General features: G+C 38.0%; 23 protein-coding genes and 1 tRNA gene. 8 read left to right on the top strand and 16 right to left on the bottom strand.

The window, feature by feature from the left end:
• Positions 1-2: 2 nt before the first annotated feature.
• Both rpoN and SJY24_RS04640 read right to left on the bottom strand, forming a co-directional pair.
• Positions 3-1,310, bottom strand: a complete 1,308-nt coding sequence (gene rpoN, locus SJY24_RS04645; protein ID WP_098500563.1) for an RNA polymerase factor sigma-54 — start codon at positions 1,308-1,310, stop codon at positions 3-5.
• Positions 1,311-1,568: 258 nt separating this feature from the next.
• A tRNA-Arg gene (locus SJY24_RS04640) sits at positions 1,569-1,644 on the bottom strand.
• 203 nt (positions 1,645-1,847) lie between these two features.
• Here SJY24_RS04640 and SJY24_RS04635 point away from each other — a divergent pair.
• The 8 genes from SJY24_RS04635 to clpP all read left to right on the top strand — a co-directional run bounded on the left by SJY24_RS04635 (position 1,848) and on the right by clpP (position 6,431).
• The gene (locus SJY24_RS04635) at positions 1,848-2,054 is read left to right on the top strand and encodes a DUF1657 domain-containing protein (protein WP_000216167.1); all 207 of its coding nucleotides are present in this window, start codon (positions 1,848-1,850) and stop codon (positions 2,052-2,054) included.
• Positions 2,055-2,145: 91 nt separating this feature from the next.
• Entirely contained in the window at positions 2,146-2,634 is a 489-nt protein-coding gene (locus tag SJY24_RS04630; protein ID WP_377863898.1) for a YhcN/YlaJ family sporulation lipoprotein, read from the top strand.
• A 28-nt stretch (positions 2,635-2,662) separates the two neighbouring features.
• Positions 2,663-3,139: a stage V sporulation protein AC gene (gene spoVAC / locus SJY24_RS04625; RefSeq protein ID WP_002034730.1), complete on the top strand. Its 477-nt coding sequence runs from the start codon at positions 2,663-2,665 to the stop codon at positions 3,137-3,139.
• On the top strand, positions 3,140-4,156 hold the full coding sequence (gene spoVAD, locus SJY24_RS04620) for a stage V sporulation protein AD (protein ID WP_000938981.1): 1,017 nt from the start codon (positions 3,140-3,142) through the stop codon (positions 4,154-4,156). It begins immediately after the preceding gene.
• On the top strand, positions 4,153-4,503 hold the full coding sequence (gene spoVAE, locus SJY24_RS04615; RefSeq protein WP_000575919.1) for a stage V sporulation protein AE: 351 nt from the start codon (positions 4,153-4,155) through the stop codon (positions 4,501-4,503). Before spoVAD ends, spoVAE begins: the two co-directional genes overlap by 4 nt.
• A 9-nt stretch (positions 4,504-4,512) precedes the next feature.
• The gene (locus SJY24_RS04610; RefSeq protein WP_002034728.1) at positions 4,513-4,719 is read left to right on the top strand and encodes a DUF1657 domain-containing protein; all 207 of its coding nucleotides are present in this window, start codon (positions 4,513-4,515) and stop codon (positions 4,717-4,719) included.
• 20 nt (positions 4,720-4,739) lie between these two features.
• Positions 4,740-5,609 (top strand): DUF421 domain-containing protein, encoded by an 870-nt coding sequence (locus tag SJY24_RS04605; RefSeq protein WP_377863897.1) that lies wholly within the window; start codon positions 4,740-4,742, stop codon positions 5,607-5,609.
• A 240-nt stretch (positions 5,610-5,849) separates the two neighbouring features.
• Entirely contained in the window at positions 5,850-6,431 is a 582-nt protein-coding gene (clpP, locus tag SJY24_RS04600) for an ATP-dependent Clp endopeptidase proteolytic subunit ClpP (protein WP_001049163.1), read from the top strand.
• 136 nt (positions 6,432-6,567) lie between these two features.
• On the opposite strand, the gene SJY24_RS04595 is transcribed toward clpP, so the two are convergent.
• From SJY24_RS04595 to uvrA, 14 genes are all read right to left on the bottom strand, one after another.
• On the bottom strand, positions 6,568-6,816 hold the full coding sequence (locus tag SJY24_RS04595) for an HPr family phosphocarrier protein (RefSeq protein ID WP_000250255.1): 249 nt from the start codon (positions 6,814-6,816) through the stop codon (positions 6,568-6,570).
• A gap of 23 nt (positions 6,817-6,839) precedes the next feature.
• A complete protein-coding gene (gene whiA / locus SJY24_RS04590) occupies positions 6,840-7,790 on the bottom strand; it encodes a DNA-binding protein WhiA (protein WP_377863896.1) in 951 nt (316 codons plus the stop codon).
• A gap of 88 nt (positions 7,791-7,878) precedes the next feature.
• A complete protein-coding gene (locus tag SJY24_RS04585) occupies positions 7,879-8,832 on the bottom strand; it encodes a gluconeogenesis factor YvcK family protein (protein WP_000712191.1) in 954 nt (317 codons plus the stop codon).
• Between the two features lie 3 nt (positions 8,833-8,835).
• A complete protein-coding gene (rapZ, locus tag SJY24_RS04580) occupies positions 8,836-9,717 on the bottom strand; it encodes an RNase adapter RapZ (protein ID WP_000138460.1) in 882 nt (293 codons plus the stop codon).
• A 20-nt stretch (positions 9,718-9,737) separates the two neighbouring features.
• Positions 9,738-10,196: an NUDIX hydrolase gene (locus SJY24_RS04575; protein WP_001190080.1), complete on the bottom strand. Its 459-nt coding sequence runs from the start codon at positions 10,194-10,196 to the stop codon at positions 9,738-9,740.
• A gap of 215 nt (positions 10,197-10,411) precedes the next feature.
• A complete protein-coding gene (locus tag SJY24_RS04570; protein ID WP_071748028.1) occupies positions 10,412-11,218 on the bottom strand; it encodes a DUF368 domain-containing protein in 807 nt (268 codons plus the stop codon).
• Positions 11,219-11,379: 161 nt separating this feature from the next.
• Entirely contained in the window at positions 11,380-12,336 is a 957-nt protein-coding gene (gene trxB / locus SJY24_RS04565; protein ID WP_377863895.1) for a thioredoxin-disulfide reductase, read from the bottom strand.
• A gap of 84 nt (positions 12,337-12,420) precedes the next feature.
• Positions 12,421-13,932 carry a tetratricopeptide repeat protein gene (locus tag SJY24_RS04560; protein ID WP_377863894.1) on the bottom strand — a complete coding sequence of 504 codons (1,512 nt, stop codon included), beginning with the start codon at positions 13,930-13,932 and terminating at the stop codon, positions 12,421-12,423.
• A gap of 145 nt (positions 13,933-14,077) precedes the next feature.
• Positions 14,078-14,584 carry an acyltransferase gene (locus SJY24_RS04555; RefSeq protein ID WP_377863893.1) on the bottom strand — a complete coding sequence of 169 codons (507 nt, stop codon included), beginning with the start codon at positions 14,582-14,584 and terminating at the stop codon, positions 14,078-14,080.
• Positions 14,585-14,662: 78 nt separating this feature from the next.
• Entirely contained in the window at positions 14,663-15,313 is a 651-nt protein-coding gene (gene ppaX, locus SJY24_RS04550; protein WP_377863892.1) for a pyrophosphatase PpaX, read from the bottom strand.
• Positions 15,314-15,379: 66 nt separating this feature from the next.
• The gene (gene lgt / locus SJY24_RS04545) at positions 15,380-16,192 is read right to left on the bottom strand and encodes a prolipoprotein diacylglyceryl transferase (RefSeq protein ID WP_000924228.1); all 813 of its coding nucleotides are present in this window, start codon (positions 16,190-16,192) and stop codon (positions 15,380-15,382) included.
• Between the two features lie 24 nt (positions 16,193-16,216).
• The gene (gene hprK, locus SJY24_RS04540) at positions 16,217-17,146 is read right to left on the bottom strand and encodes an HPr(Ser) kinase/phosphatase (RefSeq protein WP_002016091.1); all 930 of its coding nucleotides are present in this window, start codon (positions 17,144-17,146) and stop codon (positions 16,217-16,219) included.
• A gap of 156 nt (positions 17,147-17,302) precedes the next feature.
• A complete protein-coding gene (locus SJY24_RS04535; RefSeq protein ID WP_001267314.1) occupies positions 17,303-17,683 on the bottom strand; it encodes a phage holin family protein in 381 nt (126 codons plus the stop codon).
• Positions 17,684-17,869: 186 nt separating this feature from the next.
• The gene (gene uvrA, locus SJY24_RS04530) at positions 17,870-20,740 is read right to left on the bottom strand and encodes an excinuclease ABC subunit UvrA (RefSeq protein WP_377867213.1); all 2,871 of its coding nucleotides are present in this window, start codon (positions 20,738-20,740) and stop codon (positions 17,870-17,872) included.
• Between the last annotated feature and the right edge of the window lies 1 nt (position 20,741).

Genomic DNA, 20,741 nt, shown 5'->3' with positions numbered 1-20,741 from the left:
ACCTATCCAATTGTTTTTCTTAGAGACGAAGCTGGAATATGCATCTGTTCTCTATATTTTGCAACTGTTCTTCGAGAAATAACGATTTCATGCTCTTCTTCTAATAATTTTGAAATCTTTTGATCTGAAAGTGGCTTTTTCTTATTCTCCGCTTCAACAAGTGTTTGAATAAATTGTTTTACACGCTTTGTAGAAACTGCTTCATCTTCAGTGGTCGACACGGCATTGCTAAAGAACGATTTCATCTCAAATAAACCGTGTGGTGTTTGCACATATTTATTTCGCGTTGCACGACTAATTGTAGATTCATGCACACTTAATTCTTCTGCTACTTCTTTTAAAGCAAGCGGTTTTAAATATGCTGGACCTTCCCAGAAGAAATCACGCTGTTTTTCCATTATGATACCCATTACTTGTAAGAGCGTTTGTTTTCTCTGTTTCAAACTGCGCATAATCCATTGCACATGCTGATATTTCTCCGATACGTAAGAAGCAACTTCACTTTCACTATTATTTAGAAGTGCACTATACTCAGAGTGAATTTCAATTCTTGGCATATTTCTCTCATTCATTTGTAAAACGAGACGATCACCATCTTTTTTCACCGCCATATCAGGCACAATATAAAGTGGTTTATCAGAAGAAAATGCAAGACCTGGCTTTGGTTGTAATGACGTTATACAATTTACCGCACTCTGCAATTCCTCATTACTACACTTCAGCACTTGAACGAGCTTTCGCCAATCTTTCTTCACGAAATAAGCAAAGTGATCCTCTATAACCTCTTCCGCTAATCCATTCCGTCTTTGTAAGCGCTTCAATTGTAAGGTTAGACATTCCTGAATATTACGTGCTCCTACCCCTGCTGGCTCAAGTGATTGGACAAGCTCAACAGAGCGGTCGACTACATGAATCGGTGCGGAAAGGAGATCTGCTAACTCTTCATTCGTTTCTTGTAAATACCCATTTCCATCCATGTTCATAATGATGAAGGAAGCTACTTTTCGCTCTTCTTCTTCTATTTTATAATATTGTATTTGATTTAATAAATGTTGCTGAATCGTTGTTGAATCCACACTGTAGATTTCCATCTGATTCTCGACTTGTTTGCTGGTACTTTTACTTGTGTTAGAGCTCTTTTTCTTCTCCCTCTCAAAACCACCTAACTCAATAAGGGGATTCTCTAACGATTGCTCATACAAAAACTCCGATAATTCTTGTACATTATACTGGAGCATTGTAATCGCTTGCCTTAACTCTTGTGTCATTGCCAAACGTAAGCTTTGTTCTTGTAAAAGACTTGCCTTCAAACTAATCTCCCCCTTGTTTCTATTGTACAATAAGTTTGGTAAAAGGAGAATGCTATCACAGACACCCATTCCAAAATATTATTAATTTATATGTATTAATGAGATTTACAACTTACAACCGAAATTTGAATAATATTGAAAGAAAATAATAAAGGGAAATATTATCACCAAGTACTAATAGTAAATCTTATCACTAGATATAACAAGAGGGAAATAAAAAAAGTCCTAACCTACAAAACGTAAGTTAGGACTTTTTGACGCGCCCAGAGGGATTCGAACCCCCGGCAGACGTGGTACCGGAAACCACCGCTCTATCCGACTGAGCTATGGGCGCATGATTATAAAAATACTTCATTTTCTTCTCATAATAATAGCAATAAAATCCATCTAAATCAATAAAAATATCCCCTTAATCCTTTACGCACCTTAGCTAGGAGCATATAAAACATATCTTTCCCCTAAATTTTCCAATCATAAATTCACCCCAACTCACAAATTATAATCTTTGAATTGATATTCCAAAGGGGGCTTCATTCAATGACTGTAATTACTAAACTAAAGCAAACTGTTTCTGGATTAAAAAGTGCACAAGCTAGCTTAGAGGGATTCGCTCTTGATACAGATAACCAACAAGCAAAGCAACTTTTCCAAACAGCTGCGCAACAAACACAAACAATTATCGATTCTTTAAACCCGCGCGTTGAAGAAGTCCAGCAAGAAGAACCACAATACACACAGCAATAACGAATCAGTCATGCTGTGAAATAGAAAAAGGATGATATGCAATCATCCTTTTTCTCAAATTACATAATGCAATAGAAATGGAATGATTATAATGCGAAAACTCGGAATCATAGCCGCGTTATTTATGCTCCTATTCGGTTCACTTACCGGATGTGATAATAGCCCGTTAGATAAAAAAGTAAAGAAAGAAGAAGCGAAGCGAACAGATGAGAAAAAAGGCCCTAAATTAACAAAAATGAGCACAGAATCCTTTAATCAATCTATATCGCAAGACGCTAAGAAAAAAGCTCTTGCTATGGAGGGAATTATAGAAGCTACCGCAGTTAATACAAATTTAGATCTTTACATATCCATCAAACCTGAACATCACGAAAGATTTGGTTTAAAACCTTTACGAAGTAAATTAAAAAAGAAGCTAAGTGATGAGAACCCTACTTTCGATATTCGTGTAAGTACGGACAAAAAGATTTTTATGCTCATAGAAGAACTTGAAAACAAAATTAAGAACAAGAAAATAAGCAAGGATGGCATTAAAGATCAATTGAAACTCATTCAATCAGAAATGGGATCTAATATTTAAGCTTTCTAAAAGAGAAGGAAGGATTCAAATGTCTAGTAAAGATAAAAATTTAACACCTGTGCAACAAGAATATAAAAAATTCGAACAACAGCGTGAGCCGAAGCGCCCCGTTTTAAAAAATTGTATAAAAGCTTTTTTCGTCGGGGGATTAATTTGTCTAATAGGCCAATTGATTTCCACCTTTTATATTACCTATTTTGATTTCACTGAACGCTCTGCCGGAAACCCTACCGTTGCAACTCTTATTTTTATCTCCATGCTACTGACGGGATTTGGCGTCTACGATCGCCTTGGGCAATTTGCTGGTGCTGGTACCGCAGTTCCCGTTACTGGATTTGGTAACTCTGTTATTGCGGCATGTATTGAACACCGGACAGAAGGATTCGTTCTCGGCGTTGGGGGTAACATGTTTAAACTAGCAGGATCGGTCATCTTATTTGGCGTATTTTCAGCTTTTGTCATCGCTCTTATTAAAACGATTCTCTTTCAATGGGGAGGGCTGTAAATGTTACAAGGACACCGAACATGGGTATTCGAAAACAAACCAGTTATCATCTCAACAGGTGTAGTCGGTGGCCCATTTGAGGCAAATGGAAAAATTCCTGAAGACTTCGATACCCTGCATGAAGATTTATGGCTCGGACAAGATTCTTACGAAAAGGCGCATAAAATTTTATTTGAAGAAGCTTGTAGCCGCGCTACCGAAAAGGCAAAGCTCCGTAAAGACGATATTCAATTCGTACTCGCAGGGGATTTAATTAACCAAATAACTCCAACGAGCTTTGCATGCCGCACACTCGGAACACCTTATCTCGGTTTATTCGGCGCCTGTTCTACCTCTATGGAAGGCTTAGCACTCGGCGCAAGTATCGTAAATGCAAAAGGCGCAAAGTATTTATTAACTGGGGCATCAAGTCATAACGCTGCGGTAGAAAAACAATTCCGCTATCCAACTGAATATGGTGGCCAAAAACCTCCTACGGCTCAGTGGACAGTGACCGGTGCAGGCGCAGCTATTTTAAGCGACACTGGATATGGTCCACAAGTAACATCGGCCACCATTGGACGAGTTATTGATATGGGACTAACAGATCCATTTAATATGGGAGGCGCAATGGCTCCAGCTGCTGTCGATACGATTGAAGCCCATTTACGCGAACGACAAATTGACGCCTCTTATTACGACTTAATCGTAACAGGTGATCTTGGACATGTCGGTCGCGAAATTGCTTACGACCTACTACATAAACATGGAACAAAGGTAAAGAGCGAGCAATTTCAAGATTGCGGAATCATCATTTATAGAGAAGGTCAACCTGTCATAGCTGGTGGAAGTGGTCCAGGCTGTTCAGCAACAGTCGTATACGGACATTTATTAAACCGAATGAAAAGAGGAGAATTCAAAAAAATACTTGTCGTTGCGACAGGCGCTTTACTATCTCCACTTACATTCCAACAAGAAGAAACGATTCCGTGTATCGCTCACGCTGTTTCGATTGAATTTGGAGGTGCAACGCAATGATTTTTTTCTGGGCTTTCGTCATCGGTGGACTCATATGCGTAATCGGACAGCTTATGTTTGATGTCGGCAAACTAACCCCCGCTCATACGATGGCAACACTCGTTGTTGCTGGAGCTATATTAGATGGATTCAATCTGTATGAACCATTAATCGACTTTGCAGGCGCTGGCGCAACTGTACCTATTACAAGTTTCGGTAATGCCCTCGTTCATGGCGCGATGGAGGAAGCAGCCAAACATGGCATCGTCGGCGTTATTACCGGCATGTTTAAAGTAACGAGTGCTGGTGTATCAGCTGCCATTATTTTCGGCTTCATTGGAGCATTGCTATTCAAACCGAAAGGATAAGGTGTTCGTATGACAGTTATCGCTAGCGTTAAAACCTGCCTTGCCAGTGTAAGGGGCGCTCAAGCAAGTTTAAGCTCCCTTTCACTAAATTCACAGGACGCGGAATCAAAACGTGTATTTCATGAATGTATGTTAGAAATGGACAGCATCATCACCGATTTACAGAATAGAGTTTCAGTATTAGAACGTGAAGAACCTCAATATAAAGGGTTTTAAGTAGACTGGAGGAAATGACTATGTCTCACCTGCCGGAATGGACACTTGTCATTCTTCGCTCTGTATTCATATTAATTATTTTATTCGCTATTACGAAATGGTTAGGAAAAAGACAAATCTCTCAGCTCTCCTTTTTTGAATACATAGCCGGAATGACAATCGGTGACATCGCTGCCCAAGTATCTACAGGGCTCGATTCAAAATTTTTCCACGGCGTCTTTGCGATACTCATTTTCGCTGTGGTACCTTTTTTCACAGGAATCCTCTCTTTAAAGAACAAAACAGCTCGAGATTTTTTTGAAGGAAAATCTACCGTATTAATAAAAGATGGAAAAATACTTGAAGATAACTTAAAGAAAGAAAAGTATACAAGTGATGAATTACTTGAGCTTCTCAGAGGAAAAAATGCGTTCAGCGTAGCTGATGTTGAATTTGCTGTATTGGAACCGAGCGGGGAATTAAATGTATTATTGAAGAAAGATCGTCAACCACTTACAGCAAAAGATATCAGCTTAAAAGTGCCAAACGAAAAAGAACCGCAAACTGTTATTATGGATGGAAATGTACTAGATGAACCTCTTTCCTCTAGTGGACATAACCGTGCTTGGTTACATGCAGAATTAGAAAAGCTTGGCGTTGTCATTGAAAATGTCTTTCTTGGTCAAGTTGATTCATACGGACAACTTACTATCGACATCTATAATGATAAACTCCAAATGCCTTCTCCTCAAAACAAGCCTTTACTATTGGCATCCTTGAAAAAATGCCATGCCGATCTTGAGCTATTTTCTTTAGAAACAAAATCGAAATCAGCAAGTGAAATGTATAGTAAAAACGCGAAACAGGTCGAAAAGATTTTAAATAAAGTAACCTATCTTTTAAAAGAGTAAATATCAAAAGAACGCTTCAGTAAAAAGGCGTTCTTTTCTTTTTTCCACAGCTTCAATCACGTTTAAATTTATACAATTCGGTTATGATGTTGAAGATACATAAGCAGGGAATTTCAAAAACATAGCGAATAAATCATGGTACAACTACATATTTTTTTGATTTAAAGTGGTTTCGTTTGACCTTTATTGACCATAATTGTATTATAAGACTAAGAAAGCTTTATAAGGAGGAAATAACAGATGAATTTAATTCCTACAGTAATTGAACAAACAAATCGTGGAGAACGCGCTTACGATATTTACTCTCGACTATTAAAAGACCGCATCATTATGCTTGGTAGTGCAATTGATGACAACGTAGCAAACTCAATCGTTTCCCAGCTTTTATTCTTGGAATCTCAAGATCCAGAAAAAGATATTCACATTTACATCAACAGCCCTGGTGGTTCTATCACAGCTGGTATGGCAATTTACGATACAATGCAGTTTATTAAACCACAAGTATCAACAATCTGTATCGGTATGGCTGCATCTATGGGTGCATTCTTACTTGCAGCAGGTGAAAAAGGAAAACGTTACGCACTTCCAAACAGTGAAGTTATGATTCACCAACCACTTGGCGGAGCACAAGGTCAAGCGACTGAAATCGAAATCGCTGCAAAACGTATCCTATTCTTACGTGAAAAATTAAACCAAATTCTTGCTGACCGCACAGGTCAACCACTTGAAGTACTACAACGCGACACAGACCGCGACAACTTCATGACAGCAGAAAGAGCTCTAGAATACGGCTTAATCGATAAGATCTTTACAAATCGTTAATAGATTTAAAGCGGAAGCGTCCTATACACAGGGCGCTTTTTTATTATGCACTTTCGTCTACATCCCCCACCAATCGAACTCCCCTCACCCACAAACAGCAAAACAAAAAAAGCTATCGCACATTCGCGATAGCTTTTTATTGTACATATGCAGCTAATGCTTCTAAAGCTTCCTCTGCATCTGAACCTTCTGTTGTAATTGTAATCATGCTACCAGTTCCGATTGCTAAGCTCATAATCCCCATTATGCTCTTTGCATTAACTGTCTTCCCATCTTTCTCGATGAAAATATCAGAATGAAAACGATTTGCCTCTTGCACAAACAACGCAGCCGGACGTGCTTGTAAGCCGTTTTTTAATGAAACTTTAACCAGTTTTTGAACCACAGCTCCATTTCCCCTTTAACCTCTTATTTTTTTGCTACTGTTTCCCCCGCGCGTAATTTCTCTGCAATATCATCGATTTTACGCAAACGATGATTAATACCCGATTTACTAATTTTCCCCCCGGATACCATCTCACCTAACTCTTTCAATGTTACATCTTGATAATCTCTTCGTAACTGTGCAATTTCTCTTAATTTATCTGGCAAAATATCAAGCCCAACCGTCTCGTCAATATAGCGGATATTCTCGATCTGCCTTAGCGCTGCACCAATTGTTTTATTTAAATTAGCTGTTTCACAGTTAACTAAACGATTTACTGAATTACGCATATCGCGAACAATTCGAATATCTTCAAATCTTAAAAGTGCATTATGGGCACCTATAATATTTAAAAACTCTGTAATTTTCTCAGCTTCTTTCAAATACGTAATGTACCCTTTTCTTCTTTCCAACGTCTTACTATTTAAATCAAATCCGTTCATCAGTTCACATATAGCATCATTATGTTCCTTATATAACGAAAAGATCTCTAAATGATAAGATGATGTTTCTGGGTTATTTACTGAACCACCTGCTAAAAATGCACCTCGTAAATACGATCGTTTACAACATTTCTTCTCGATTAATTCCGACGATATATTTCGAATTAACGAAAAGTCATCTCGAACAATACGAAGATCTGCTAATATTTCGCGAGACTTCTCAACAAGCCGCACGATATATACATTATTTTTCTTCAATCGCATTTTTTTACGAACAAGTAATTCTACCGTCACATCATATCCTTTTTTCAAAAGCGTATAAATCCTTCTTGCGATTGCTGCATTTTCCGTTTGAATATCAATAGATAAGCGACGGTTTGAAAAAGAAAGCGACCCGTTCATTCGAAGCAACGCTGATAATTCAGCTTTCTCACAGCATTCCTTCATTTCAAGGTTGGTCAACTCTTTCTTGGTTTCCGATGCAAATGACACAGTCAACACCTCCTTATACGATTATTTTGGAACAAAAATCTTGTCCTATATGAATGAGGAGCGTTACCTCAAACGAGGCAACGCACATTTATAGCAGTGAATATAAAATCGAAGCTAACTTTAATGTATCATGTCTTACAACACGCTCATCATACTTCGCTAATTGATCTTGAATGATTTCGATATTATTTGCAGCAAAACGATCTGTATCCACTACAACCGGTCCCGACATTTCTTCCTCATATAACTTACGTAACTCACAAGGAATATCACGATTATTTACAATTGCAGTGTCGATAAATGGTTTACCTAAATGATCATGTAACGCCTGCACATGATCGAACGCAGTATACCCCATCGTTTCACCCGCTTGCGTCATAACATTACACACATATACCTTCTTCGCTTTTGCAGCAAGAACAGCGTCCCCAATTTTATTAACAACTAAATTCGGTAATATACTCGTGTACAGACTTCCTGGACCGAAAACAAGTAAATCAGCCCGTTTAATTTCCATCAACGTTTCATATAGCGGTTCTACATCTTCTGGAGTTAAAAAGACACGATTAATCTTCTTCCCGAAATAAGGAATCTTTGATTCACCTGTTACAATTTCCCCATCTTCTAACTCTGCATGAAGTACCGCACTTTGATTCGCTGCTGGCAATACACGTCCTCTGACATTTAATACTTTACTTGTCTCCGTAATCGCGTGATAAAAGTCTCCTGTAATCGAAGTCATACCTGCCAATAATAAATTTCCTAACGCATGACCTTTCAGCCCGTCTCCAGTTGTAAAACGGTGCTGGAATAAAGCTTCCACTAATGGTTCTACATCCGATAACGCAACAAGTACGTTACGAATATCACCTGGGGGTGGAATTTCTAGCTCATCACGTAGTCTACCTGAACTGCCTCCATCGTCGGCCACTGTTACAACTGCCGTAATATCAACAGGATATTGTTTTAATCCTCTTAATAAAACAGAAAGTCCAGTTCCTCCTCCCATGATGACAATTTTAGGTTTTCTCTCTTTTTTCATCCCTTAATGGCCCTTTCTCTTCTCCACATCACGATGAGATACATGAACGCTATACTCTGGTTTCAAATGTTTCCCAAGGTACTCTGTAAGCGTAACAGAACGATGTTGCCCCCCTGTACATCCAATCGCAATTACAAGTTGACTCTTACCTTCTCTTTTATAATGAGGCAGCATGAAAGTAATAAGATCCGTCAATTTCTCTAAAAACTTATGTGTCTCATTAAATTTCAGCACATACGACGAAACTTCTTCATCCAGTCCTGTTAATGGCTTCATATGTGGAATGTAGTATGGATTTGGTAAAAAACGAACATCAAATACTAAATCAGCATCAATCGGAATTCCGTACTTAAATCCAAATGACATAACATTTACACGGAACGCTTGCTCAGTTTCTGTTGAGAATATGTGAACAATTTTTTCTCTTAATTCTTTCGGTTTCAAATCTGATGTATCAAGCACAATATTCGCTCGCGCCTTCATATCAGTTAATAGACCGCGCTCAGCTTCAATTCCCTTTAACGGCAAGCCAGTTGGCGCAAGTGGATGCGAACGTCTCGTTTCTTTATAACGAGTTACAAGCGTGCTATCTTTCGCATCTAAAAATAAAATATGAGGGATAATCCATGTACGTTCTGATAAATCATCAAGTGCTCCCCATAAATACTCAAAAAACTCTCGGCCACGTAAATCAATACCGAGTGCCACTTTATTCATTTTACCTTTTGAATCCGCCATAAGTTCAATAAACTTCGGCAATAACATCGGTGGTAAATTATCTACACAAAAATATCCTAAATCTTCAAAACTTTGTAACGCTACCGTTTTTCCAGCTCCAGACATCCCTGTAATAATTACCATTTTTATATCATTATTCTCTGTCATCGTATCCTCTCCTTGCAGGTTTAACTCGGATCTAATCGATATGAAAGCAACTCAAAATCTGGGGTATATACAAATGTACCGTAGATTATACCATTCCCTTTAATTAAATAATCAATAATGTGATAATCTCCTGGTGCCATTGCTAAATCATCAATTTTATCAAATGTATGCCAACCAATGATGCCTTCTTCGCTCTCTAATTTGTTTTCTCCTGCAAAATCTGTTGCTAGAAAGGAGAACATCATCCATTCAGAAACAACCTTATCACCTTCTTGGATGACAAAGGTGAAGACCCCTTTTAATGCTGGGTTCTTTAAATAAATACCTGTTTCTTCACGATACTCGCGAACAACGGAATCTCTTACCGTCTCACCACGCTCCATCTTTCCGCCTGGTGCAACCCACCAATTCCGGCGAGGTTTTTGGAGTAAGAGTACTTCATTATCTCTAATTAACACACAGTTTGTCACTCTTTGCATGTTTCTTCACCTCAGCTACTTGCAGCAAAATTTCTCACTGCATACTCATTTCATTATACTATCAAAAACAGTTTGCTACAACGAAGGTGCCAGTCCCCTTTTGCTAAGTAATTGTAAAAATTATTTCTATAACACGCAATCAAAATGCCTTACTTCCCATGAATAGCACATAAAAATCCCCTTAACGTTTTTACCGTTAAGGGGACGAAAAATCCTTACTTCTTACCGAAATAAGTAACGACCGCAAATCCTAAAATAAAAGTAATAATTGAACTTACAATTGAAATTCCACCAGTCGGAATGCCAGGGAACACAATGACAATTGAACCGATAACAAGTCCAATAATTGCCGCAAATGTCATACTTTTATAACGATCTAATAAAAAGCTAATTCCTTTACTACTTACAACAAATCCGACCATAACACCGGCACCGATAACCGCGATTAACGGTAAATTGAGTGTAGTTAAAGCGTTAATTGCTGTCGGGTACACACCAATAATTAATAAAATAAACGATCCGCTAATTCCAGGAAGAAGCATAGCCATACTAGCCATCCATCCTGCGAAAAATAAACCAATTGCATTTAAAATTGTTAACGTCGTAATTGGATCAGCTGCCTTATCTGGTTTAAAGAATGCTGTTATCGCAACAAGAATTGCTGCAATTATTAATAAGACAATATGACCACCTTTAAACGTTGCCTTTGCATCCGCTTCTCTCATTAACATCGGTAATATACTAATAATTAAACCGAGGAAGAAAAATTGAGTCGGTTCATAATGATTTGCTAATAAATATTTAATAACGTGACTTAACGTTAGAAAAGCTGCCGCTACACCCGCTGCAAGTGGGATTAAAAATGCTAAATGTTTTTTCCATTCGCGACTAAAGAATCCGCTAATTGCCGCAAGTAATTGTTCATAAATCCCTAACACAACAGCGATTGTTCCGCCGCTTACACCAGGAATTAAATCACTAACGCCCATACAAAATCCACGATATATATTACGCCATTCCATACTGAATAAATTCCTCATTTCTTATAGTGATTTTTTCCGTAAATTCTAGTATAACAATAAGAAACATTAAATTCTTAATTATTTTTGACAAAAGTTTGACATTTGAACAAAAAAAAGAAAACCACCTATCGGTAGTTTTCTTCTCAAAAGGAAAAATCCCCTTATTTTTCTGTTACAGTTTTTAATCCTTCTAATAACTCTTCTACGTAGTGCTGTGCACTCTGCGCTGCAATACTACCATCGCCTGTTGCAGTTACAATTTGACGAAGCATTTTTTCACGAACATCACCAGCTGCGAAAATACCAGAAACTTTCGTTTCCATACGCTCGTTCGTTTCAACATAACCATTTTCATTTGTAATACCTAACTCAACAAACGGCTTTGATAATGGTAGCATACCGATGTATACGAAAACGCCGTCAGTTTTAACTTCTTGTTCTTCTCCACTGTTTACATCTACAAGTGTTACGCTTCCTACTTTACCATTTGCATCGTTAATTTCTTTAATCGTATGATTCCAAATGAAATCTACTTTCTCATTTTGGAAAGCACGATCTTGTAAAATTTTCTGTGCACGAAGAGTGTCACGACGATGAACGATCGTTACTTTTGATGCGAAGCGTGTTAAGAACACACCCTCTTCAACAGCAGAATCTCCGCCGCCAATAACAACAAGTTCTTTACCTTTAAAGAATGCACCATCACATACTGCACAATATGATACACCACGTCCACCAAGTTCTACTTCACCTGGCACACCAATCTTTTTATACTCTGCACCGCTTGCAACGATAATTGCACGTGTTTTATATTCTTTTTTGCCAGCAATAATTGTTTTGTATTCTTTTCCATCGATGATTGCTTTCACATCACCGTATGCATATTCAGCACCAAATTTCTTCGCATGCTCAAACATTTTATTTGATAAGTCTGGTCCTAAAATAGACTCATAACCTGGATAGTTCTCTACATCTTCTGTATTTGCCATTTGTCCACCTGGAATACCACGCTCAAGCATCAATGTGCTTAAATTCGCACGAGATGTATATACCGCAGCTGTCATACCAGCTGGTCCTGCACCAATAATAATGACATCATAAATTTTTTCTTCTGACACACTATTCACTCCCATTCATTCATACACATTAAGTTACCCTCATTATACTGTTAGCATCACTTTTTTCCCAATGATTTGCCTATCCTACGTGTGCGTGCGCTTAACAGCCTGCACATACTTTCGTACAGTCGCTACAGATACATTATATACATCACCAAGCTCTGCCTGTGTCATCTTATTTCTTTGTTCGCCGCGCACAATGTATTCAATTGCCGCTGACCAACCATACACATTTGTAAAAGTCGCTCCAGATGTATATAAACGTATGAACGTACAAAACCAAAAGTTTAAACACTCTTCGATTAATTCATCGTCTTTTTTCGTGTAATTGTATAATGCATCCGCAATTCGTACGCACTGCTCAAATTGCTGTAAATCAGCTGGGATGCTTTTATGACTATTAAGTAAAAAGAAATATTTTGCAAGTTGCGATACGATTGGAACACCATTTTTCGCTTGCGTTACATCAAAGAAGAATCCAACCTTCTCTGGTGTTGACAACTCATTCATTAAATATAAAGCTAGCATTTGCTCTTCTAGCGTTGTACTTTTCTGAAATGATTTTCGTAACTCTTCAAATAAAAGATTTTGTCCTTCATCTGCTAAATTCAGTGCATTCCACGGTTCTTTTCCTTTTTTATCAGGATGCAATTCTACAACATGTTGCCACATTTTTTCAGCTACTTGCTGCTCCTTCACCATATACGCAGAGTATGCAAACCAGTAATAAAAACTAACGTCTCCTTCGTACCCTTGACGCTTTAATACTTTGAACCATTTATATGCAGGTTCAAAATGACCAATTGTTGCAAGCGTTGTTCCAAGTTTCAAACGATGCTCAAATGAAATTGGATATACCGAAACTAACTGCCCGGCTAATGACTCTACTTGCTTATACTCTCCAATTGAATATAGAAAAATAAGCGTATTACAAAGCGCATGCATATTACCAGGATTTTTCTCTAAAATCATTTCTGTTAACTTGAGCGCTTGATCTACATTACCTGATTGAAAATGAGCAATCGCTAAATTATTATGGCCCGACCAAAATTCTGGATATTCTTTCGTAACAACTTCTAATGTAGCAATCGCCTCTTCTAATTGTCCGTTACGAATGTAGCGATTTGCTTCTTCCTGCATAACAATTAGCTCATCTTCATCCTCAATCTCTTCCGCACCCATCGCTTCTTCTTCCATAATCTCAAGCAATTCTAATGTATCTTCTACGAATTCTTTCTCTTCCGCAACTTCTAAATAACGATCTGCATACTTTTTCGCCTGTTGAAACAAGCCCATATATGCATAATTATTTGCAATAAAATAATAGCATTGCTCAAGTTCAGGATTGGATCTAACAAGCTTTAGAAATATCTGATTCGACTCTTGATATTCACCAGATTCAGATATTGCTATTGCTAGTTGGCATAAAATAAACGGCTCCTTCTCGCTTTGTGCCGCTCTTCGAAAATATTTAATTGCATCTTGCAATTTTTGCCCTTTATAAGCCCTCATCCCTTTTTTATAAAAGAAGTCTGCTAATTGATTAAAAGAGATAACTTGTCCGTTCTCCTTATATATTCTTTGATTTTTCCCCATATATCCTCCAGTTTTTTGTTTTCTTCGTTCACACATTCTTCTATCTATAAGTATAAACGATTCCGTAAAAAACAAAACAGTATATTATAATCAATTATTTCCTTTTTATTCATAAAAAGAGAAGGGAAATGTTACATTTTTAACATCAACCTTCTCTAGTGGCCATTTCCTCTTTCGTATAAATAATACGCATCGGATTTCCACCTACGAAAGCGCCATCTGGTACATCTTTATGGACAAGTGTGCCAGCAGAAACGATAGCACCATCTCCAATCGTCACACCTGGTAAAATTGTCGTATTCGCTCCAATCATAACTTCATTCCCTATAATGATTTCTCCGAGTCGATACTCACGAATTAAATATTCATGCGCTAAAAGCGTTGTATTATAGCCGATAATTGAATTGTCTCCCACAGTAATCTTTTCTGGAAACATAATATCTGGCATTACCATAAGTGCAAACGACGTTTTTTTTCCTACTTCCATCCGTAAAAACGTTCGATACAACCAATTCTTCACAGATAAAAATGGCGTGTAACGTGCGATTTGGATAATAATAAAGTTTTTCATTACCTTCCAAAAAGACACCGTTTTATACACATTCCACAATGAATTTTCTCCTGAAACAGGATAGCGCGTTGTCCGTCGCACTTAACTCTCTCCTCTACTAAAAAAAGTGAAACTTGAAGTTAGTAGAGAAACATATCCCCTACTTGCTTACTTGGACCTTTATGAGCGGTTAATACCAGATAAAATCGGTAGTAAATCACTCATTTTATCTAGCACATAATCTGGTTTATACGCTTCTAAATACGCTCTACCTTTCAATGTCCATGAAACCGCTACTGTTTTCGTACCTGCATTTTGTCCACCGACGATATCATGATGATTATCACCAACCATCAATGTTTCTTCTGGTTTTGCATCTAATAATTTCAATGCTTTTTGAAGTGGTTCTGGATGTGGTTTCACATGTTCCACATCATCAATCGTCACGACAACATCAAAAAATTGATCAAGTTTTGAAAGCTTTAATCCCATTTCAACCGTCTGTCTCGCTTTCGTTGTAACGATACCGATTTTATAGCCTTGCTTCTTCAATTCTTGAACAGTTTCATATACAGTCTCATATTCTTCCACTAATTCATCATGATGCTCATGATTAAATTGGCGATAACATGCAATCATTTCTTCAACCTTATTTGTATCCATCTTACTAAAAGTGTCATGCAAAGATGGACCGATAAATGCCAATACATCTTCACGCTTATATTGATTTGGATAATATGTATGTAACGTATGCAAAAAAGAAGAGATAATAAGTTCATTTGTATTAATTAACGTTCCATCTAAATCAAATAACACTGTATTTATTTTCATCGTCCTTAATCCTTTCATTACCTGAATATGAAAGAAGCAGCATCTTATATAAGATGCTACTTTTCTCTAATTTTCTAAATATCTTTTATCAGCTTGCCCCATCTTTCGTCTCACAATAATGAAAATGATAGAAATAACAACAATTCCAATAGACATTACTTGTGCAATACGAAGTGGTCCTAACATTAAACTATCTGTACGCAAACCTTCTACGAAGAAGCGTCCAACTGAATACCAAATTAAATATGTGAAGAATAGTTCCCCGCGGCGTAAATTCGCTTTTCGTAACGCGAGTAGTAAAATAACACCTGCAAAGTTCCATAATGATTCATATAAAAACGTTGGGTGATAATACACACCATCAATATACATTTGATTAATAATGAAATCCGGTAAATGAAGACCTTCTAAAAACTGTCTCGTTACTTCATCACCATGCGCCTCTTGGTTCATAAAGTTTCCCCATCGGCCAATTGCTTGTCCTAGTAAAATACTTGGCGCAGCAATATCTGCTAACTTCCAGAATGAAAGCCCGCGTCGTTTCGCAAAAAGAATTCCTGTAATAACAGCCCCGATTAAACCACCATGAATCGCCAAACCACCTTGACGAATATTAATAATTTGACTCGGATTTTGCGAATAATATTCCCATTCAAAAATGACATAATACATTCTCGCAAAAAGAATCGCAATTGGTACTGCAATTAATACAAGATCGATAAATGTATCTTTGTGAATACCAAGCCTTTCTCCCTCGCGAGTCGCTAGCCAAAGACCTAATAGCACACCTGTACCGATAATAACCCCATACCAATAAACAGGGAACGGTCCGAGTTGGACTGCTATACGGTCAAGCTGTGGTACAGAACCTAACAGCATATGTATGACCTCCCTCTCCAGAGTCTACTCTTGATTTCCTAACTCAATCGCACTCATTAATCGTTCAGAGAACTGCTGTGCCGCATTGACTCCCATACGTTTTAATCTGAAGTTCATCGCTGCTACTTCAATAATAACAGCCAAGTTTCGACCAGGACGAACTGGAAGTGTAATCTTCGTAAGTTCTGTATCAATAATCTTCATCTTCTCTTCATCAAGACCTAAGCGATCATAATTTTTCTTTTGATCCCAAATTTCAAGATTAATAACAAGTGTAATACGCTTATAATTTCGTACCGCCCCTGCACCGAATAACGTCATTACGTTAATGATACCTAGACCACGAATTTCTAATAAGTGCTCAATTAAATCAGGTGAGCTTCCTACTAATGTATCTTCATCTTCTTGACGAATTTCTACGCTATCATCCGCAACAAGGCGGTGACCACGCTTTACAAGTTCAAGCGCTGTCTCACTTTTCCCGACACCACTTTGACCTGTAATTAAAACACCAACACCATAAATATCTACTAACACACCATGAACAGCTGTTGTTGGCGCTAACTTACCTTCTAAATAGTTTGTTAAACGACTTGATAATCTCGTCGTCGTTTGAGCAGAACGTAATAAAGGAACGCCTGATTCACGTGATGCTTGTAATAACTCATCCGGTACATCTTGATTACGAGTTACAATAATACAAGGCGTCTCTTCAGTACAAAGCGCTTTCATTCTCTCTTGCTTTTGCTCTGTCGTTAACGTATCAAAGAACGTAAGCTCCGTTTTTCCAAGAAGCTGCACGCGATCAGCTGGATAATATGTAAAAAATCCTGCCATTTCAATTCCAGGTCGTGATAAATCACTCGTATCAATCGGACGATGAATTCCTTCTTCACCACTTACTAACTCCAATTGAAATTGTTCAATTAAATCTTTTGTCCTTACTTTTGGCATATGTATAAACCTCCACTCCGCTGCGGGTTCAGTCTCATTTGATGTAAAATTCCATTCTACCGGATATTGTACCATTTTTTTCTGGAAACAAGAAACACGGTTTCTAATAAATAGAAAAAAACATTTCATACGAATCATGAAATGTTTTTCTTTTTGTCATTTTCTCTTTTTTTCATATAACGGTTCCACAATCGCCTTTTCAATTATCATATTAAAAATCGAAATACAAATTGCCGCAACAATCGCTACACCAAATCCTGATATATTAAAAGCATCTCCTAATAATGAATCTGCCATTTTTAACGTAATCGCATTAATAACAATTAAGAAGAAACCAAAAGTTACAACAGTAATTGGTAGCGTAATTAAAATTAAAAGCGGCTTTACAAATACGTTTAAAATCGCCAATATAATACTCGCAATAATTGCAGTTTGTATATTTGCTATGTAAAATGCGTCTGGTGCAACCCCTTTTAAAAGTCCGGATACAGCGATTAACACAACGCTATTTACAAGAAGTGATACAATCCATCTCATTTCCTTACACATCCTTTTGATATATATATTTCATCATACGCTAATAGATAATAAACGCAAGTAACATACAAACACTTATATCAACTTATTCTACCCTTTATGCTTGTATACCTACTAACAACCTTACCAGTTTTCCTTAGCGAAATAAAAACCGAGTGTAATTCCCACTCGGTTTTTATTAACAACTTATTGCGATAACTCTACTTCTTTTATTTTCGCTTTCATTCTTGCTTTATCACGATCTAAAATCTCTTTTAAATACTTACCTGTATACGAGCGTTCTTCTTTCACTACTTGCTCTGGCGTTCCGGAAGCAACGATTTGTCCGCCTTTGTCCCCGCCTTCTGGTCCAAGGTCAATGATATAATCAGCTGTTTTAATAACATCTAAATTATGCTCAATTACAAGTACTGTCTCGCCACTCTCAACAAGACGTTGCAACACTTCTAGAAGACGTGCAATATCATGGGCATGTAACCCAGTCGTCGGCTCATCTAAAATGTATAACGTACGCCCTGTAGAACGACGGTGTAATTCAGAAGCTAATTTCACACGCTGCGCCTCGCCACCTGATAACGTCGTAGCTGGTTGCCCTAATTTCATATAACCAAGCCCTACATCTACAAGCGTTTGAAGTTTACGCTTAATTTTCGGGATATTAGCAAAGAACTCTACCCCATCTTCAATCGTCATTGCTAATACTTCAGAAATGCTCTTATCTTTATATTTAACTTCCAATGTTTCACGATTATAACGTTTACCGTGACAAACTTCACACGGAACATACACGTCTGGTAAGAAATGCATTTCGATTTTTATAATTCCATCACCGCGGCACGCTTCACAACGGCCACCTTTTACGTTAAAGCTAAAACGTCCCTTTTGATATCCGCGTACTTTCGCTTCATTCGTTTGTGCAAACACATCACGAATATCATCGAATACACCTGTATACGTAGCTGGGTTGGAACGTGGTGTACGCCCGATTGGTGATTGATCAATATCAATAACTTTATCTAACTGCTCAAGACCCTTAATTTCTTTATGAGCCCCTGGCTTCGCTTTCGCTTTATATAGCTTTTGAGCTAACGCTTTATATAATACTTCATTAATCATCGTACTTTTTCCAGATCCAGATACGCCAGTTACTGCTACGAATGTACCTAGAGGGAAGGACATTTTCGCGTTTTTTAAGTTATTTTCTTTCGCACCGACAATCTCCACTTTACGTCCGTCACCTTTACGTCTCTCAAGTGGTACCGGAATGAACTCTTTACCGCTTAAATATTTCCCTGTTAATGAATTCTCGTCCTGCATCACTTCAGCTGGTGTACCCGCTGATACAACTTGACCACCATGAATACCTGCACCAGGTCCGATATCAAGTAAATAATCAGCAGCCATCATCGTATCTTCATCATGCTCAACGACAATTAACGTATTTCCTAAATCCCGCATTTCCTGTAATGTGCGAATAAGGCGATCATTATCACGTTGATGCAAACCGATAGAAGGCTCATCAAGAATGTAAAGTACACCCGTAAGACGAGAACCAATTTGTGTCGCTAAACGAATACGCTGTGCCTCACCACCTGATAAAGTTCCTGCAGCACGACTCAACGTTAAATAATCTAAGCCAACGTTCACTAAGAAGCCTACGCGTTCTTGAATCTCTCTTAAAATTAAATGAGCAATTTTTTGTTGTTTCTCAGTTAGCTCAACATTCGAGAAGAATTCCTGTACTTCTTGAACAGAATACTTTGTAACATCCGCAATCGTTTTATCACCAACGAAAACAGCTAAACTCTCAGGCTTTAAGCGTCCGCCTTTACACTTTGGACAAGCTTGCTCTGCCATATATTTCTCCATTTGCTCACGAACATAATCAGAACTCGTCTCACGATAACGGCGCTCGATATTCGGAATAACACCTTCAAATAAAATCTCATTTTCCTTTACTTGACCAAATTCATTCACATAGCGGAAATAAACCTTCTCTTCCCCGCTTCCGTACAACACTTTATCAAATAAATCTTTCGGTATATCTTTCACCGGCATATCCATATCAACACCATAGTGATTACATACGGATTGTAAAAGTTGTGGGTAATATTGTGAACTTGTCGGTTCCCACGGAGCAATCGCATGTTCATTTAATGATAAATCCCAGTTCGGAATAACAAGCTCTAAATCTACCTCTAGCTTTGAGCCAAGTCCATCACAAGAAGGACATGCGCCGAACGGACTATTGAACGAGAACATACGCGGCTCTAATTCCCCGATTGAAAAACCACAATGCGGACAAGCATGATGTTCACTAAATAGAAGCTCTTCTTCTCCCATTACATCGATTAACACTCGGCCACCGCCAAGCTTTAAAGCACTTTCGAGTGAATCAGCTAGCCGGCTTGCAATTCCTTCTTTCACAACAATACGGTCAATAACAACTTCAATTGAATGCTTCTTATTTTTGTCTAACGTAATCTCTTCAGATACATCCAGCATTTCACCATTGACACGCACACGAACATAACCTTGTTTCTTGATGTCTTCTAACACTTTCACGTGCGCACCTTTACGCCCAGACACGATAGGCGCTAATACTTGCAGCTTCGTACGTTCAGGATATTCAAGAACACGGTCTACCATCTGTTCCACTGTTTGTGATGTAATTTCAATCCCATGATTCGGACAAATTGGTGTACCAATTCGTGCAAATAATAGACGTAAATAATCATAAATCTCCGTTACTGTACCGACAGTTGAACGTGGATTACGACTCGTCGTTTTTTGATCAATTGAAATTGCTGGAGATAAACCTTCAATCGTATCAACATCCGGCTTATCCATTTGCCCTAAAAACTGACGTGCATACGCAGATAACGATTCTACGTATCTGCGCTGTCCTTCTGCATAAATCGTATCGAATGCTAACGATGACTTTCCTGAACCAGACAATCCCGTCACAACAACAAGCTGATTTCTCGGAATGGTTACGTCAATATTTTTTAAGTTATGTGCTCTAGCACCTTTTACAACAATAAAATCCTTGCTCATG

Origin of the sequence: Bacillus sp. R86525 (genome assembly GCF_042466195.1) — a bacterium.
GTDB lineage: Bacteria > Bacillota > Bacilli > Bacillales > Bacillaceae_G > Bacillus_A > Bacillus_A nitratireducens.
The sequence above is the reverse complement of the archived record's forward strand: the minus strand, read 5'-3'. Positions and strand labels throughout refer to the sequence as shown.

Bases quoted from the DNA above. Each gene is read 5' to 3' on its own strand.
- SJY24_RS04635 (WP_000216167.1), top strand. From the start codon at position 1,848: ATGACTGTAATTACTAAACTAAAGCAAACTGTTTCTGGATTAAAAAGT.
- SJY24_RS04630 (WP_377863898.1), top strand. From the start codon at position 2,146: ATGCGAAAACTCGGAATCATAGCCGCGTTATTTATGCTCCTATTCGGT.
- spoVAC (WP_002034730.1), top strand. From the start codon at position 2,663: ATGTCTAGTAAAGATAAAAATTTAACACCTGTGCAACAAGAATATAAA.
- spoVAD (WP_000938981.1), top strand. From the start codon at position 3,140: ATGTTACAAGGACACCGAACATGGGTATTCGAAAACAAACCAGTTATC.
- spoVAE (WP_000575919.1), top strand. From the start codon at position 4,153: ATGATTTTTTTCTGGGCTTTCGTCATCGGTGGACTCATATGCGTAATC.
- SJY24_RS04610 (WP_002034728.1), top strand. From the start codon at position 4,513: ATGACAGTTATCGCTAGCGTTAAAACCTGCCTTGCCAGTGTAAGGGGC.
- SJY24_RS04605 (WP_377863897.1), top strand. From the start codon at position 4,740: ATGTCTCACCTGCCGGAATGGACACTTGTCATTCTTCGCTCTGTATTC.
- clpP (WP_001049163.1), top strand. From the start codon at position 5,850: ATGAATTTAATTCCTACAGTAATTGAACAAACAAATCGTGGAGAACGC.
- SJY24_RS04585 (WP_000712191.1), bottom strand. From the start codon at position 8,832: ATGAAAAAAGAGAGAAAACCTAAAATTGTCATCATGGGAGGAGGAACT.
- rapZ (WP_000138460.1), bottom strand. From the start codon at position 9,717: ATGACAGAGAATAATGATATAAAAATGGTAATTATTACAGGGATGTCT.
- SJY24_RS04575 (WP_001190080.1), bottom strand. From the start codon at position 10,196: ATGCAAAGAGTGACAAACTGTGTGTTAATTAGAGATAATGAAGTACTC.
- SJY24_RS04570 (WP_071748028.1), bottom strand. From the start codon at position 11,218: ATGGAATGGCGTAATATATATCGTGGATTTTGTATGGGCGTTAGTGAT.
- SJY24_RS04560 (WP_377863894.1), bottom strand. From the start codon at position 13,932: ATGGGGAAAAATCAAAGAATATATAAGGAGAACGGACAAGTTATCTCT.
- ppaX (WP_377863892.1), bottom strand. From the start codon at position 15,313: ATGAAAATAAATACAGTGTTATTTGATTTAGATGGAACGTTAATTAAT.
- lgt (WP_000924228.1), bottom strand. From the start codon at position 16,192: ATGCTGTTAGGTTCTGTACCACAGCTTGACCGTATAGCAGTCCAACTC.
- hprK (WP_002016091.1), bottom strand. From the start codon at position 17,146: ATGCCAAAAGTAAGGACAAAAGATTTAATTGAACAATTTCAATTGGAG.
- SJY24_RS04535 (WP_001267314.1), bottom strand. From the start codon at position 17,683: ATGAGATGGATTGTATCACTTCTTGTAAATAGCGTTGTGTTAATCGCT.
- uvrA (WP_377867213.1), bottom strand. From the start codon at position 20,740: ATGAGCAAGGATTTTATTGTTGTAAAAGGTGCTAGAGCACATAACTTA.